Below are 14,800 nucleotides of genomic sequence, written 5' to 3'. Positions count from 1 at the left end.
ATTGATGTGAAGCGTTATAGTCAAGCAATAAGCAAATGTGTACTAGTAGCTTTTGTTTTCACCTTATTGAGTGGATGCGCTGACTATCGTGAAATTAATGAGCTGAGCTTTGTTTTAGGCATTGCTTTAGATAAGGGAGAAAACAGTCCGTACAAAGCAACACTTCAAGTTGTTAACCCCTCAAATGTATCAACCGCTACTAGCTCAAGTGGAGGACCTAGCATTATTAATTTTGAAGGTGAAGGGAAAACGCCGGGAGAAGCTATTTGGCATAGTTTTAAAAAGACTTCCCGTTATGTTAGCTTTCCACATTTAGAGGTTTTAGTTATTAGTGAAGAGTTAGCGAAAGAGGGTATTTTGAACATATTGGAAGTATTTGAACGTGACTTTCAACTACGCTTATCTACAACGGTTTTGTTGAGTCATAATACATCAGCTGCTTCAATTTTAAAAGTGCTTACCCCCCTCAATAAAATAACGAGTGAAGCGTTAGTGACAAATGTGGAAAATATTCAAAAAGTTGTTGGGACTAATTCGAGATTAACCATTAGTAAAGTTATTCAATATACCAAAAATGCTGAAGAAGATATCACCATTTCAACAGTTACGTTAAAAAGGAAAAGTAAAAAAATGAGCGAGGTTGCGAATATCGAAAGGACTGATCCAATCAAGCCAGAAATTGACGGAATGGCTTTTTTTAAAGAAGATCGCTGGGTTGGATGGAAAGGTGGACAAAGTACCAGGGCTCTAGTAATTGCTTACAATGAAGGAGAAGTGATGTATATAACAGCTCCTTTTAACGAAGATGAATTTATCACGTTACGTCTTTTAGATATGAAATCTAAAAGATATGCAAAAATAAAAAATGGTAAGGCTCAATTAACAATGGATGTAAAAGGAAATGCTACAATTTCTGAAATTATCGGGCCTTACGAACTAGCTAATAACGAAGATTTAAAACCTTTAGAAAAAGTAACTGAGAAAAAACTTGAAGAAGAAATTCAACAAATGTTTAAGTTTTCACAGAAGCTGGGTGTAGATAGCTTTGGGTACGGAGAACAATTAGCCATTCAACATCCTGCACAATGGAGTAAGTTTAAAGATTCTTGGCGATCTATTTATAAGAATGCTGAAACAAATGTCCGAGTAGATATTTCAATTAAAACAGAGGGAGCTAGAAAAAATTCTATTAAGTTTTACGAAAGAGGAAGTGGTCATGATAACTAAAATAAGTAGTTTTCAATTCTTTTGCCTTATCGTACTATTTGAGCTGGGGAGTGCCCTTTTATTGGAGATAGGGAGCGGAGCAGGTAGACATGCATGGATTGCCATTCTAATGGGAGGGTTATTAGGCTGTGTACTTTACTTAGCTTATCTTAAGCTTTATCACTACTATCCAAACCTTACTCTTACTGAGTTAATTCAGTCAGTCTGGGGAAAATATGTTGGCTGGATAGTTGCGCTTATTTATGTACTTTATTTTATGTACATGGCAGCACGTATTCTTCGCGACTTTACAGACCTTTTAATCATCACTTCATATCGTAATACATCTTCAGTAGTAGTTGCTGCACTTATGGTTGCTGTTAGCGTTTATGCAGTAAATCAAGGTATTCAGACAATTGGACGAGTTGCGCTTACGAGTATTGGGATGCTTGTTACTATTTTTTTTCTTTTGCACTTATTTGAAATTATTGGGGGGATTGAACAAATAGATAATATAAGGCCCATCTACCCGAGAGATTGGATGCCGATCTTCACAACCGTTTTTCCAAAGGTACTGACAATTCCGTTTGGAGAAATGATTACGTTTGCAATGCTGTTTCCTTTTGTTAGTAAACAAAGGAATCTCAAAAAGGTAGGAGTGTACGGAATTATTGTAAGTGCTAGTTATTTGGCCTTTTCATCCATAACGAATATCATGATTTTAGATGAAGAAACGGTTGCAGAATCGACTTTTCCTTTATTGTCAGCTATTTCTCTTATTAACATAGCAAACTTTATCACACGTTTAGAATCCTTAATTGTGATTACGCTAGTAACCCTTGGTTTATATAAGCTAATTATTTTTTTCTATTGTGCTGTTCGAGGAGCTACAGATCTTTTTAAAAAGAAAAAAATGAAGCATTTCATTTTGCCAATAGCCTTACTGATTTTAATTTTGTCTTTTGCTATTGCACCAAATCACATTGAACATTTGTATATAGGCCTAGAAATAGTTCCTTACTATGTACATTTGCCACTTCAGATTATTATTCCCATTCTCCTATTAGTGACTGCAATAATTAAAGCAAAGTACATAGTACATAAAAAGTAAATCAGCGTACGTATTCAGTACGTACGCTGTTAGAATTATTGTGGCTCTGGATAATACATCAGCAAGAAAAAGCTCGCTTCTTTTTCCGTTCGGTTTATATAACTATGAGGTGAGGAGCCTGGAAATTGAAGCGCATCTCCCGATGTTAGCACGTGTTCTTCTCCATCTATTATAACAGACAGACCTCCGTCTTTTACCAGCAGGTATTCTTCTCCAAGGTGAGATTTTGCTCCGTGCGTACAGCCAGGAGCAAGCGTCACAATATATACTTCAAACTTTTTTTCAGGGTGATAAGGAAAGAATGGATAAACAACGTAGCTGCCTTCATTGTCTGTAATAGGTTTAAGATCTTTTAGCTGAACTTTTTTCACCTGGGCTTTTTGCTCTTGAATAAACGATGAAAAGGATACTTGGAGGCCATTGGCAATCTTCCATAGCGTCGTGACAGTTGGGCTGGATTTTCCATTTTCAATTTGCGCGAGCATCGCTTTACTGACACCTGTTAGCTCAGAAACTTGTGTGAGGGATAAATTTCTTTTTTTTCGAATGCTGATTAAGTTAGCTGCAATCGTTTGTTGAATATGGTCCATAATAAGTCTCCTTTAACATTTTTATACAAACAGTATAACATACGGTTGTTTGTTATAACAGTTGGTTGTATAATATAATGAACAAAGGAGGGGTAATGTGATTACAGAAAGAGCATTTGTTCAAAGTGAAAGTGCAGTTCCAACTTTTTCACAAGGAATTAAAGATTGTATTCCCACGCTATTAGGATACATAAGTATTGGCATTGCTTGTGGAGTAGTAGGAGTAGCTTCAAAGCTTAGTGTTTTAGAAGTAGCACTATTGGCAATATTTGTTTATGCAGGAGCGGCTCAGTTTATTATTTGTGCGCTGCTTGTCGCTAATAGTCCAGCATCAGCCATTATCTTAACTATTTTCATTGTGAATTTAAGGCACCTTTTATTATGTGCAACGCTCGCTCCACACTTTACGCGCTATTCATTGATAAAGAATATAGGTATTGGAGCTCTTATTACAGACGAATCATTTGGAGTTGCCGCTAATAAAATCGCAAAGGGTGAACATGTAACGGATCGTTGGATGAATGGCTTAAACATCACGGCATACCTTTCATGGATTTGTGCCTGTGTTGTGGGAGCGTTATTTGGAAACGTCATTGCAGATCCTGAAGCTTTAGGTCTTGATTTTGCTTTGATTGCTATGTTCGTTGCCCTGCTTGTTCTACAGCTGCAAAGTCTTGCTCCAAAAAAACTTAGACATTCTCTTACCCTAATCGCATACATGACTATTGCGATGATTACGCTATCGTTTTTTATGCCTTCGCACGTAGCCGTTATTGTGTCAACTATCATTGTTGCAACGATTGGAGTGATGACTGAAAAATGAGTCTGGATTTATCAACGCTACTGATTATTTTAGGATGTGCACTTGTAACGTTTATTCCACGGGTTGTACCATTTGCAATTGTTCGAAACATGACGTTGCCAGAACCGGTTCTTAAGTGGCTTTCATATATTCCCGTTTGTATCTTAACCGCTTTGGTAGTAGAAAACTTCACCGTACAAACAGAAAATGCTCTTCAAATAAACTGGGAAGTTATCATTGTAATTATCCCAACAATTTTCATTGGGATTCGAAGCAAGAGCTTATCCGTTACGGTTTTAAGCGGAGTAGCCTTAATGGCCGCAGTTCGCTTCATTATGGGATAAATAAAAAACGACTAGCCAATTGGTTAGTCGTTTTTTAATTAATTTTGTTTTGAAAACGCAAGCTTAACTCCAAAGCCAATCAGTACTAAGCCAGTTGCCCTATCCATTGCGCGCTGAACCTTGGCCGATAACAGCCAGCTTCGCAAATAGTTAATGAAAAAGACATAAACAAAAAACCAAGAAATAGATAGAAACGTATATATAACACCCATCATTAGTAATTGCTGAATAGAGCTTGAACCTGGCGTGACGAATTGAGGTAAAAACGTCAGAAAAAACATCGCTACTTTTGGGTTTAATACGTTTGATAACAATCCCTGCTTAAATGCAGACTGACCAGGTTTTATTTGGTCTTTTAAATTCTCTTCTTTTTCTTGTTTTTTTCTTGTCATAAATGAAGAAACGCCGAGATAAATCAAATAAATAGCTCCCACGTATTTTACAATTTCAAATGCTAAAGCAGACTGCATGAGAATGGCTGAAAGGCCAAACGCTGCGGCGAACGTATGGACTAATGAACCGGCAGTAATACCCATGGCCATTCGATAACCAGAGGTGCGCCCTTCACTAACGGTACGTTTTGTAATAAGCGCAGTATCAACACCAGGACTCATGACAACAAAAGAAGATAGTAATAAAAACGTTAATAAGTCATTCAAAATGTTCACTCCTTTGTTAAAATAGAAGTTGTAAAATATAATTAAACTATATTAAATTAATATTAACATAAAGAATGAATTTTTATTTAATTTAATTAAATAAAATCAATTTATATTTAATAAGAGAGGTTTGTAAAGTGGAAGATATCAATATAGGTAAAAAAATTGAAAAAAGTAGAAAAGAAAAAGGTATGACAAGTCGTGAATTAGCCAAATTAGCAGCTATTACACCGTCCATGTTAAGTCAAATTGAACGTGGTATCGCTAATCCATCCATTCAAACGTTGAAGGTTCTGGCAATGGTTTTAGGAGTGCCTACATTCAGTTTTTTATTAGAAGATACAAATACAAAAGATCTAGTTGTTAGGTCAAAAGAGCGGAAAAAAATGTGTATTGACAACTTATCATATGAGCTGCTTTCTCCAGGGTTTACAGGAACTCTAGCTACCGCTATTATGATCGTGCCACCGCAGCAAAAATCGTCAGAAAAATTGTTAGATCATAAAGGGGAAGAAGTTGCATTCGTGTTGCAGGGGAAAATCATGCTATACCTGGAAGGAGAACGTTATGTTCTTGAAGAAGGAGACAGTGTTAAAATCCCTCCTTACATGAAGCATAAATGGGAAAACGACTTTAATGAAGACGCAAAGATCTTATTTTCTGTGACTCCCTCGATTTTTTAACAACAAAGCAAATAGCTAGTAATACTATTTCTGAAATAAAGGCAGTAGACAAGCTTGTATAATTTATAAAAAAAAGAGTCCAACTTATAGTAGGGCTCTTTTTTTTGATTTTAACGATTTTGTAAACCGTCCGGCTCTGGGTGAATCATAATGTGAGCGTTCGGAAACTTTTCCAGAATTTTATTTTCAATGCGATCACATAAGTGGTGAATGCTTTTGATGCTATCTTCAGGCGATACGATAAGGTGAAAATCAATATGTTCATGGGCACCAGCTCTTCTTGTTTTAAAAGACTGAATTTCAATATATTCACTTTGAAAAGTACGAATGGCCGCTAAAACCTCCTCTTCTTCGTTTTTGTTTAAACGAGCGTCAAGCAGTGGCGGGAATGCTTCTTTCATTAACTTCGTTGCTTCAATCATAATATAAAGCGCTAAAGCAATCCCAATAATAGGGTCTAGAAACGTCCAATCCGTTAAGGCAACTAAGATTAAGCTAAGTCCTACACCAAGCGATGTATACACATCTGTAAGAAGATGAAAGGCATTTGACTTCATTGCAACGGAGTTAATGCGAGTTGCTTCCTTATTAACAATTCTAGAAACTACAAAATTAATAAGAGCACCTAAAAGCATAACACCAATCGCTAGAAGCGGAAGTTTGATGGGTTCAGGTGAAATTAGTTTATGTACACATTCATAGATAATCCAAATACCTGCTACATAAATAAGCAACGTCTCAATTGTTCCTGAGATATTTTCGATTTTCCCATGACCGTAAGGATGGTCGTCATCTGCTGGCTTACCAGATACTTTAACAGAAACAAAAGCGATAAAAGAAGCTAATAAATCTAGAGCTGAATGAATAGCTTCGGACAACACAGCTACTGACCCCGTAAGGATGCCAACAATTACTTTCATAAGCACAACAAAGGAATTGCTAGCGACAGATAAAAAAGCAATGTTTGAAGATGAGCGCTTCATAGAAAAAACTCCTTTCCGTTAGATGACTTTCATCGTAACAGTGGACAACCAAGTGAATCTATAGAAACGTTTTCAGTAAGAAACACTGGTTTTCAAAGTCGATAAAAAAGTTGAATAAAGACAAATCTATTTTAGGGAAAACGACTGGTTTTTATTCCTTTTATAACAGTAGTTTGTGCACTTTAAAAACGCTTTACTTACAAAACTGTAAGCTAAATGTAAGATAGCGACATCGTTACGGCTGGGAAAAGGTATTACAATTTAAAAGAAGGGAGGTTTTACCAATAGAAGTGAGAAAAAGCATCATTTTTTTTGACGGAGACTGTCATATGTGTAATCAAACTATTTTATTTATAATGAACCATGACCCAAAAGTTACGTTTTATTTTGCTTCTCTGCAATCATCTTTTGCTGAAAAGATGCGAACTAATCACAGAATTCCTCAAGAGTACAAGTCAATTGTCTTACTTCAAAGCGAGTTAATCTATACAAAGTCAACGGCAATATTACGTATTGTGAAAGAGCTGACAGGACCAATTAAATATGCATATGCCTTTATTCTTGTGCCTAGACGCCTTCGAGATAAAGTGTATGATTACGTAGCTAAACGCAGGTACAAACTGATGAAAAACAAAGCTTGCCGGCTGCCTACTGCAGAAGAAAAAAACCGATTTTTAACAGAAAAAGAGGTAAAGGAGTGGACAAATGAAAGATTCTAAATGGATTTCAATTTTTCGTCAATCAATTCCAGCAACGTTTCGGATTTTTTTAGGGATTGTGTTTCTTATTTACGGTTCTGTAAAGATTGTATTCGGTCAGTTTGGAGAGCCTACTCCTGAAGCACTTGCGCTAAATGGTGAAGGGTTTGTTATGGCATGGAGATTTTTTGGTTACTCCAAAGAATATGAAATTATAATTGGGATTGGAGAGGTAGTAGCTGCTATTCTCATTATGATTCCGCGTACTGCGTTATTTGGAGCAATCTGTTATTTCCCAATTGTTATAAATGTCATGATGATTAACTATTTCTTTGATATTGGCGTACAGGATTTAAGTACGGTACTAACACTAATGTGCCTAGCTCTTTTATTTTTTGAAAGAAAGAGGCTCATTCAAGCGCTATTTGTAAAGGAAGAAGGGAGAGTGTAAGATGACGCCGTTTATGATAAGAATGCTAGTGGGGATTTTTGTTGGAACTACTTTATACTACTGGTGGAAAGAAGTAAGAAAAAATGCAAAGCACAAGCAGAAGCATGAGTTTCCACTGAAGTAAGAATAATAAAAAACTGCAGCCATGCTTGGAAGAATTCCGCTCCAAGCATGGCTAGTATCAATATGTAATGATACTTACTAAAACGCATTAAAGAGATGCTTTATGCTTTTTATAAGTAATCGCACTGGCCAAAGTAAAAGCTGAGGAACCTCCAAGAGTAAATCAAAAAGAAAATCAAAAATATTATCTCGATTACCTAATTTTTTCTTTTTACGCATTTGTTTTCTTGGCATCAACTGAGCACCTACCATCTTTTGGTTATTTATTTTATTATATTGTTTTTTTGATGAAATGTATATTTTTTTCAAAGATAAGCAGATGTGGTAAAGTAGAAATAGAGGATAAAAAGGAGCATTGATAGTATGAACATCAGAAAAGCAAAAAAACAAGAAGCGGGCATTATAAGTGAACTTTTATATAGCATGCTTGGTCAAATTGCCAGAGACCATACTGCTAGTTCAACGGATGACGAAGCTCTTCGCGTGTTACAAACATATGTAGCGTCAGACTGCAGCCGATATAGCTATAAAAATATTACCGTTGCTGAGCTTAACGAGGTAATCGCGGGAGTAATGATTTGCTATGAGGGTGAACATATTGAAGCTTTCGATCAGCCGATGATTTCGTACGTTCGTGAAAAAACAGGAAACAGCACATGGCTTCCAGATAGGGAAACAGAAGCAGGAGACTTTTATCTTGATTCAATTGTTGTAAGTGAAAGTTATCAAGGTAAAGGCATTGGATCTATGCTGCTGCAGAGTGCTTTTCAAGAAGCAGAAAGTAGACAGCTTCCATTAACCCTAAATGTTGAATTTGAGAATGAAGGAGCTCGTGCCCTTTATGAAAAAATGGATTTTCACGTGACGGGTACACGCTATATTAGTGGAAAACCATTTTATTATATGAAGCGAAACGCATAGTGATGAAAACCTCTTTCTACACATGAAAGGGGTTTTCATATATATTGTATGTACCGAGACTTTAGGGTACAATTATATAAAATGGATATATAAGGAAGGGTTCTTTATGGATATAAAGCGTATTCCCTTTAATATGAATTATGGTTTTAGTCAGAAGCTCCGCGAAGTGCCTTTTAGTGAAGCTGATATCCGAAAAGGGATTGCTCATTTAAAAAAGAAAGCAATCTCAGAGGAAGATGAGAGAATAGCTGCGGGCATATACCGGATAATTGGTAAATATGAACGCATTGTAGGCGAATTAAAAAGCAGCGTAAGGCATTTGCAGCTATCCATTTATTTATATGAAAGGTATCAAGAGCACAAGCAAGTATTTAAAAGCTCCATTTATTTAGGACAAACATTCCATTGGCAAAGCAATTGGTGTAAAGCAAATGAAATGTTCGAAACACTCCTCAATCAGCTTCACATAAATTCATCGCTATATACATACGCAGATTTTTTGTATCAACAGTACGGCAAGTGTTTATTAGATCAACAAAATCTTTCAAAAGCCCATCATTATTTTCAACAGTCGCTTGAAATTCGCTTGAAAACAGGAAATGATCAGCTTATCGAAGAGGCAAATGAATGCATAAAGCTTTGTTTAAGAAAGTTGAAAAACTCATAAATTTCAAAAGCTCCCATCTTTATTCTTACTAATACACTATGTATAATGAGATATAAAGAGGGGGTTATTTGTCATGGGGATTCCAAAACCACTTGTTCAATTCAATCAAGCTTTTATTGTCGTATGCGTAATATTATCATTTTTCACAACAACATGGATACTGCTTGCTCCATTTATTGTAGGAATGATTACTCTTTTAACAAAACAAAATCCCATTATGAAGATAGGAAAACAATTTCTTAAACAAGAAGTTTCATCCTATCCGTTAGAAGAGCGTGATCAGCAGCTTTTCAACCAATGGATTGCGACAATCTGTTTAGGATTATCACTGTTGTTTTTTATCACAAATCTACCGGTTATATCAGCAGCTTTTAGTATTATGGTGCTTATTGCAGCAGGAGTAGCTTTAATGGGATACTGCATCGGCTGTACGATACGCTATCGGTATATAATGTGGAAGTACAAGAGAAAGAAGCAAAAGCAAGCTGCATAAAGAAAAGGCAAAGCGCCTTTTCTTTTTTAATTGAGAAAAAGATTGACAGAAATGTCTTACATTCAGTAATATAAGGATAGATAATCAATTGAGAATGATTATCGTAGAACAAATGTGAGGGTAATCATATGAGAGTGATATCATTTAAAAGCTACGAAGAATATCGGGAATTTATGTTTCAAAAGTTTATCCATAAAGCCAAGCGTAACGGAGCAAATTTTGAAAGTACAGCGTTTCAAGAGCGACTTGATGAACGCATGAAGCGAGTTAAAGAGTTTTGGGATGAGAGAGAATGTGAAAAGCAAATTGCTGATCGAGGAAGCGCAACGTTATCCGTACATCGAGGTATGTTTAAAGAAGATCAGCGAAAAGTTTCAAAGGATCTTGATAATGCAAGGCTTACCGAATCGATTCATGTACGATTAGACGCCAATACATATGATAGACTGCTTACATTTTGTGAACAACACAACATGGATATTTCGCAAGCCGTGCGATTTTTAATTCAAAACAGCTAATACAAATCTATAGGTGAAAGGAACGATTAAAATGTCAGCATCCATTCGAGACGTAATAAGAGAAAGAAGAACCATTCGTACGTTTAACAATAATCCAATTGACAAAGAGACTATTATCCAACTTTTAGACGATGCGTCATGGGCTCCAAACCATAAACTACGTCAGCCGTGGCGACTTGTGATGTTCTATGGAAAAGGCAACAAATCACTAAGTGAGGGGATGAGAAACTTGTCCAAACAAGTTTCTGATGAAGGGGCAGCAAAAAAAATAGGAAAGATGGCAGAAAAGTTTTCTCAATCACAGGCCAATATTGTTGTTACAGTCCCTAAAGATGAAAATGAAATGAAGCAAGAAGAAGATTTCAGCGCTGTGTCTGCTTTTATCCAAAATTTTTTACTGCTAGCGTGGGAACAAGAAATTGGAGTTCTGTGGAAAACAGGAAAGCTTATTCATCAACCTGGATTCAGAAAAATAGTAGATGTAAAAGAAGATGAAGCCATTGTCGGTGTACTCATGTTAGGTAAATTTGATGACGTTCCGGCACCTAAGCCGCGTGAAGCAATTATGGAAAAGCTCACGCTGATTGAAGCGTAAGAAAAAGCTCTTGTTGTAGGGACTGACCCCGTAAAGTGAGACAAATAAAAAACACCTTTAAGTTGAAAACTGGGTATGTAGTACCTAACCATCACTTGGAGGTGTTTTTTCTATGGGAACAAGAGTTAGTTATCCAGTCGAACTAAAGTTAAAGGCAATTGAAATGAGATTAGCCGGTGTATCTGTAAAAGAAGTCTTATCACAACTAAACATTCGAAATCCTACCCAATTAAAAACGTGGATGAAGTGGTATCAAACTGGGGATGTACACCGGTTGGAACAGCCAGTAGGCAAGCAATATGCCTATGGAAAAGGTCCTGATTTTGAAAGCGAGACAGCGAAGTTAGAGGCTGAGAACCGACAGTTAAAGCAACAAATCGAGATTTTAAAAAAGTACAAGGAATTGGAAAGGAAGTGGTACCAGAAATCGCAGTGAACCTAGTGGAAGAGTTAAAAGAACAAATCCCTATTTATCAAATCTGTTTCCATCTTGGTATTCCCCGATCCACTTACTACCGTTGGAAGCAGCATAGTCAACAGGATACACGAAAGAAATGGATGGAACAGCAAGTGGGTGAACAATGTCGTGCACACAAGTTTCGATATGGCTATCGAAAAATCACAGCTGTACTCAAGCGAACCATGAAGATTAACCACAAGTTTGTGCAGCGTACCATGCAGAAATACGGTTGGCAATGTCGTGTTAAACGAAAGAAACGGCAGCGAACAGGGCAACCTTATCAGGTTGCAGAGAATGTATTAAATCGTGACTTTCAAGCTGAACGCCCTCTCCAAAAGCTCGTGACCGATATTACGTACTTGCCTTTTGGGCCGAAACCATTGTATCTTTCAAGTATTCAAGATTTATTTAACGGAGAGATTATTGCGTATTCCATAGGTGATTGTCAAAATGTCGCGTTTGTTTTAGACACGCTTAACCAACTCCCTTCTCTACCGGAAGGGTGCACGTTGCATAGTGATCAAGGCTCTGTGTACACATCGTATGCTTATCAACAAACAATTAAAGAGAAAGGCATTATCATGAGTATGTCCCGAAAAGGGACGCCCGCAGATAATGCCTCAATTGAATCGTTTCATTCCTCACTAAAGTCTGAAACGTTCTACCTTGACGAGTTGACATACACTACGACTACCATCGTAGAGCAAACCGTCAAAAGCTATATTACGTATTATAACCATGCCCGTATTCAAACAAAATTAAACAACCAGTCTCCTGTACAATACAGAAAACTGGTTGTTTAAAAGGTGTTTTGATTCCTGTCTCAAAAACAGGGGTCAGTCCCGTAAAACAAGGGCTTTTTTGTATACTTGTATAAAAGATTAGTGAAGTACATCCGCACAATTGCTTCAAAAGGAGAGGATTATTTGACAAATGTTCAAAAAGCATTTGGCTCAGCTTTTTTATATGCAATCATTACAGGGTTTGCGCTCATGATTGTAAAAGTAGCGCTAAATTATGCAGGGGTCATTGACGTACTTGCTCACCGCTTTACGTTATCCTTTATAGTTGCTTCGCTGCTTCTGCTTGTAAACAAACAGAAAATGAAGGTGAATAGGCACGATGTTCTTCGGATTTTGCCTTTAGGTCTTTTATTTCCAATATGTTATTTTGGCTTTCAAGCGCTTGGTCTTTTATATACCACATCCTCTGAAGCAAGCATTATTCAAGCGTCAGTTCCAATTTTTACGTTGCTCCTTGCTACCTATCTATTAAAAGAAACGTCAACACCTCGTCAAAAATTTTCGATTCTATTATCCGTTTCTGGCATTGTATACATACTGGCGATGAAAGGCGTAAATTTCTCAGTCAGTGGAAGCATAGGTGCTCTCTTTATTTTGCTAGCAGCTTTATCAAATGCTTCTTACAACGTACTCGCTCGTAAACTGACACGTTCTTATTCTACCATTGAGCTTACATACGTTATGATGTTCGTTGGATTTATTGGTTTTAACGGAGTCGCAGTTGTTCATCATAGCCTTAATGGCTCGCTGGCAACATTCTTTAAACCGCTGTTTCAACTGGGGTTTTTGCTATCAGTAGCATATTTAGGTATATTTTCTTCTCTTATTACAGCTTTTTTATCCAACTATGCATTAAAAACTATTCAAGCAGCACAGATGAGCGTATTTACCAATTTAGCTACGCTAATTGGCGTAGTAGCAGGCGTAGCATTTTTACATGAGCACTTGTCTTATTTTCATTGGATTGGCGGTATAGCTATTATGATTGGTATTATTGGAACAACGTATCAAGAGCGCTCCCGAGCTCAAAAATTAAGCAAAAAGCTAATTGACAAAAAGTTAGAAAACTCGTAAACTTTTGAAATTATGATTAGCATTATTTGCTAAGATACATACTTTGGAGGATTACGACATGAAAAGACAGATATGGAAAACAGCAATTATGATGGGAGTAGCGGTGTGCATGCTCACAGCTTGCTCTGGAAATCAAGCAAACAGCTCTGCAACTTCTAATTCCAATACGCTTACCTTTTTATCTAACTTTCCAACAGATACGCTAGACCCCCAGCTTAACTATACGCCGCTGCGAGCAGGCGTTGTGGAAACATTAGTAAAAACAACAGAAGATTCACACATTGAGCCTTGGTTAGCTGAAAGCTGGAAAGCGTTAGATAACGGAACAACTTGGGAGTTTATCATTCGAGATGGGGTTACGTTTCAAAATGGAAAAGCGTTGGACGCTAAAGCGGTAAAAGCATCGTTAGAACGTACGGTGAAGGTGAGTGAAGCAATGAAAGGTTCATTAAAAATAAAAGAAATGAAAGCAGATGGTCAAAAACTAATGATTTTAACACAAGAGCCTGTTGTTTCATTGCCGTCTGAACTTGTTCACCCAAATGCTGCTATTATCGACGTAACGGAAAAGAATATTGAAGCACATCCAGTGGGAACGGGACCGTTTGAAACGGTATCTTCTCAGCCAAACAGTAAACTAGAGCTAAAAAAGTATGATCAGTACTGGGACGGTGACCCCAAATTAGATCGCGTTACAATGTTATACAATGAAGATGCAAATGCACGGACAGCTGCTCTGCAATCTGGAGAAGCTGATATCGTGTATCGCCCTGAAATTGAAAGCTTAGAGCTACTAAAGAAAGATCCGTCACTTGTAGTCGACGTCGTTCCCAGTTTGCGCACGCAAATGCTTTTATACAACACGAACATCGAAGCGTTTAAAGACGTTAACGTGAGAAAAGCGTTTGATGTCCTTTTAAATCGTCAAGACGTTGTAGACTATACGCTTGCAGGACAAGGCGTAGCAGCAAACGGCCCATTTTTAAAGGAGTTTTCTTTTGCTTATGATGCTCCTAAAAAAGAATCTGGTCCAGATTCCGCTAAAGAATACTTAAAAAAAGCAGGCTACAAAGTTGAAAACAACCGAGCAGTCAAAGAAGGTAAGCAGCTATCGTTCACGATTTTAACATACCCATATCGCCCAGAACTGCCCTTAATGGCCCAGCTTATCCAATCGGAAGCGAAAAAAATTGGGGTCAAAGTTGACATACAGCAAGTTGAGAATATGGATGAATATATGACGACAAATTTTGATTGGGGGATAGCTACATACAGCTTAATTACAGCCCCACGCGGTGATTCTTCTTATTATTTAAATAGTGTTTATGGCAAAGATGGTTTTTATAACGTAGGTCATTATGATAATCAAGCGCTTAGTCGTTTAATTAAGCAGTTAAACGAAACTGTTGACGAGCAAAAGCGCGTGGAGTTAACAAGGCAAGCGGGTAAAATAATTAATGATGAAGCCTTACACTCCGCCATTGTCCATCCAAATAATTTTGTTGCATATAAGGAAAATGTGAAAGGGTGGCAAATGACGAAAAGTGAATACTATGTTATTACTAAAAATTTAGCCATACAAGAATAAAAAAATCTCCTTCGTGTGCCTATATCTAGAA

The 14,800-nt window shown here is 37.1% G+C and carries 19 protein-coding genes; 15 read left to right on the top strand and 4 right to left on the bottom strand.

Annotated elements, in window-relative coordinates; translation table 11 throughout:
- The first annotated feature begins 6 nt into the window (after positions 1-6).
- Together NIZ91_11765 and NIZ91_11760 are read left to right on the top strand one after the other, a co-directional pair.
- Positions 7-1,227, top strand: a complete 1,221-nt coding sequence (locus NIZ91_11765) for a Ger(x)C family spore germination protein (GenBank protein USY53436.1) — start codon at positions 7-9, stop codon at positions 1,225-1,227.
- The gene (locus tag NIZ91_11760) at positions 1,217-2,317 is read left to right on the top strand and encodes a spore germination protein (protein USY53435.1); all 1,101 of its coding nucleotides are present in this window, start codon (positions 1,217-1,219) and stop codon (positions 2,315-2,317) included. Before NIZ91_11765 ends, NIZ91_11760 begins: the two co-directional genes overlap by 11 nt.
- Before the next feature lie 35 nt (positions 2,318-2,352).
- Here NIZ91_11760 and NIZ91_11755 read toward each other — a convergent pair whose 3' ends face one another.
- The gene (locus tag NIZ91_11755) at positions 2,353-2,907 is read right to left on the bottom strand and encodes a helix-turn-helix domain-containing protein (GenBank protein ID USY53434.1); all 555 of its coding nucleotides are present in this window, start codon (positions 2,905-2,907) and stop codon (positions 2,353-2,355) included.
- 97 nt (positions 2,908-3,004) lie between these two features.
- Between NIZ91_11755 and NIZ91_11750 the strand changes: the two genes are divergently transcribed.
- Together NIZ91_11750 and NIZ91_11745 are read left to right on the top strand one after the other, a co-directional pair.
- The gene (locus NIZ91_11750) at positions 3,005-3,730 is read left to right on the top strand and encodes an AzlC family ABC transporter permease (GenBank protein USY53433.1); all 726 of its coding nucleotides are present in this window, start codon (positions 3,005-3,007) and stop codon (positions 3,728-3,730) included.
- The gene (locus NIZ91_11745) at positions 3,727-4,053 is read left to right on the top strand and encodes an AzlD domain-containing protein (protein USY53432.1); all 327 of its coding nucleotides are present in this window, start codon (positions 3,727-3,729) and stop codon (positions 4,051-4,053) included. Before NIZ91_11750 ends, NIZ91_11745 begins: the two co-directional genes overlap by 4 nt.
- Before the next feature lie 38 nt (positions 4,054-4,091).
- On the opposite strand, the gene NIZ91_11740 is transcribed toward NIZ91_11745, so the two are convergent.
- Complete coding sequence (locus NIZ91_11740; protein ID USY53431.1) at positions 4,092-4,712, bottom strand: LysE family translocator; 621 nt, start codon at positions 4,710-4,712, stop codon at positions 4,092-4,094.
- A 137-nt stretch (positions 4,713-4,849) separates the two neighbouring features.
- On the opposite strand from NIZ91_11740, the gene NIZ91_11735 reads away from it, so the two are divergent.
- Positions 4,850-5,395: a cupin domain-containing protein gene (locus NIZ91_11735; GenBank protein USY53430.1), complete on the top strand. Its 546-nt coding sequence runs from the start codon at positions 4,850-4,852 to the stop codon at positions 5,393-5,395.
- 110 nt (positions 5,396-5,505) lie between these two features.
- Here NIZ91_11735 and NIZ91_11730 read toward each other — a convergent pair whose 3' ends face one another.
- Complete coding sequence (locus NIZ91_11730) at positions 5,506-6,378, bottom strand: cation diffusion facilitator family transporter (GenBank protein ID USY53429.1); 873 nt, start codon at positions 6,376-6,378, stop codon at positions 5,506-5,508.
- 329 nt (positions 6,379-6,707) lie between these two features.
- Here NIZ91_11730 and NIZ91_11725 point away from each other — a divergent pair, with 329 nt between their 5' ends.
- Together NIZ91_11725 and NIZ91_11720 are read left to right on the top strand one after the other, a co-directional pair.
- A complete protein-coding gene (locus NIZ91_11725; protein USY53428.1) occupies positions 6,708-7,097 on the top strand; it encodes a DCC1-like thiol-disulfide oxidoreductase family protein in 390 nt (129 codons plus the stop codon).
- A complete protein-coding gene (locus NIZ91_11720) occupies positions 7,084-7,527 on the top strand; it encodes a hypothetical protein (GenBank protein USY53427.1) in 444 nt (147 codons plus the stop codon). Before NIZ91_11725 ends, NIZ91_11720 begins: the two co-directional genes overlap by 14 nt.
- Before the next feature lie 201 nt (positions 7,528-7,728).
- Here NIZ91_11720 and NIZ91_11715 read toward each other — a convergent pair whose 3' ends face one another.
- Positions 7,729-7,884 (bottom strand): hypothetical protein, encoded by a 156-nt coding sequence (locus tag NIZ91_11715; GenBank protein USY53426.1) that lies wholly within the window; start codon positions 7,882-7,884, stop codon positions 7,729-7,731.
- A gap of 129 nt (positions 7,885-8,013) precedes the next feature.
- On the opposite strand from NIZ91_11715, the gene NIZ91_11710 reads away from it, so the two are divergent.
- The 8 genes from NIZ91_11710 (at position 8,014) to NIZ91_11675 (ending at position 14,769) form a co-directional block, all read left to right on the top strand.
- Positions 8,014-8,571, top strand: coding sequence for a GNAT family N-acetyltransferase (locus tag NIZ91_11710; protein USY53425.1), 558 nt, complete (start codon positions 8,014-8,016; stop codon positions 8,569-8,571).
- Positions 8,572-8,677: 106 nt separating this feature from the next.
- Complete coding sequence (locus NIZ91_11705; protein ID USY53424.1) at positions 8,678-9,238, top strand: hypothetical protein; 561 nt, start codon at positions 8,678-8,680, stop codon at positions 9,236-9,238.
- Between the two features lie 73 nt (positions 9,239-9,311).
- A complete protein-coding gene (locus tag NIZ91_11700; protein USY53423.1) occupies positions 9,312-9,731 on the top strand; it encodes a DUF4395 domain-containing protein in 420 nt (139 codons plus the stop codon).
- 128 nt (positions 9,732-9,859) lie between these two features.
- Positions 9,860-10,249, top strand: a complete 390-nt coding sequence (locus NIZ91_11695) for a hypothetical protein (GenBank protein USY53422.1) — start codon at positions 9,860-9,862, stop codon at positions 10,247-10,249.
- 31 nt (positions 10,250-10,280) lie between these two features.
- Positions 10,281-10,844 (top strand): nitroreductase, encoded by a 564-nt coding sequence (locus tag NIZ91_11690; protein ID USY53421.1) that lies wholly within the window; start codon positions 10,281-10,283, stop codon positions 10,842-10,844.
- A gap of 112 nt (positions 10,845-10,956) precedes the next feature.
- Positions 10,957-12,107, top strand: a protein-coding gene (locus NIZ91_11685) for an IS3 family transposase (GenBank protein USY53420.1) whose coding sequence is annotated in 2 segments (ribosomal slippage) — positions 10,957-11,230 and positions 11,230-12,107 — 1,152 coding nt in all. Because the reading frame shifts where the segments join, the coding sequence is not laid out codon by codon here.
- A 123-nt stretch (positions 12,108-12,230) separates the two neighbouring features.
- Positions 12,231-13,181, top strand: a complete 951-nt coding sequence (locus tag NIZ91_11680) for a DMT family transporter (protein USY53419.1) — start codon at positions 12,231-12,233, stop codon at positions 13,179-13,181.
- Positions 13,182-13,239: 58 nt separating this feature from the next.
- The gene (locus tag NIZ91_11675) at positions 13,240-14,769 is read left to right on the top strand and encodes an ABC transporter substrate-binding protein (GenBank protein USY53418.1); all 1,530 of its coding nucleotides are present in this window, start codon (positions 13,240-13,242) and stop codon (positions 14,767-14,769) included.
- Positions 14,770-14,800 lie beyond the last annotated feature (31 nt).

This window comes from Bacillus sp. 1780r2a1, from assembly GCA_024134725.1.
Lineage (GTDB): Bacteria > Bacillota > Bacilli > Bacillales > Bacillaceae_H > Priestia > Priestia aryabhattai_A.
Note: the sequence above shows the minus strand (reverse complement) of the source record. Positions and strands in the feature narration are given on the sequence as shown.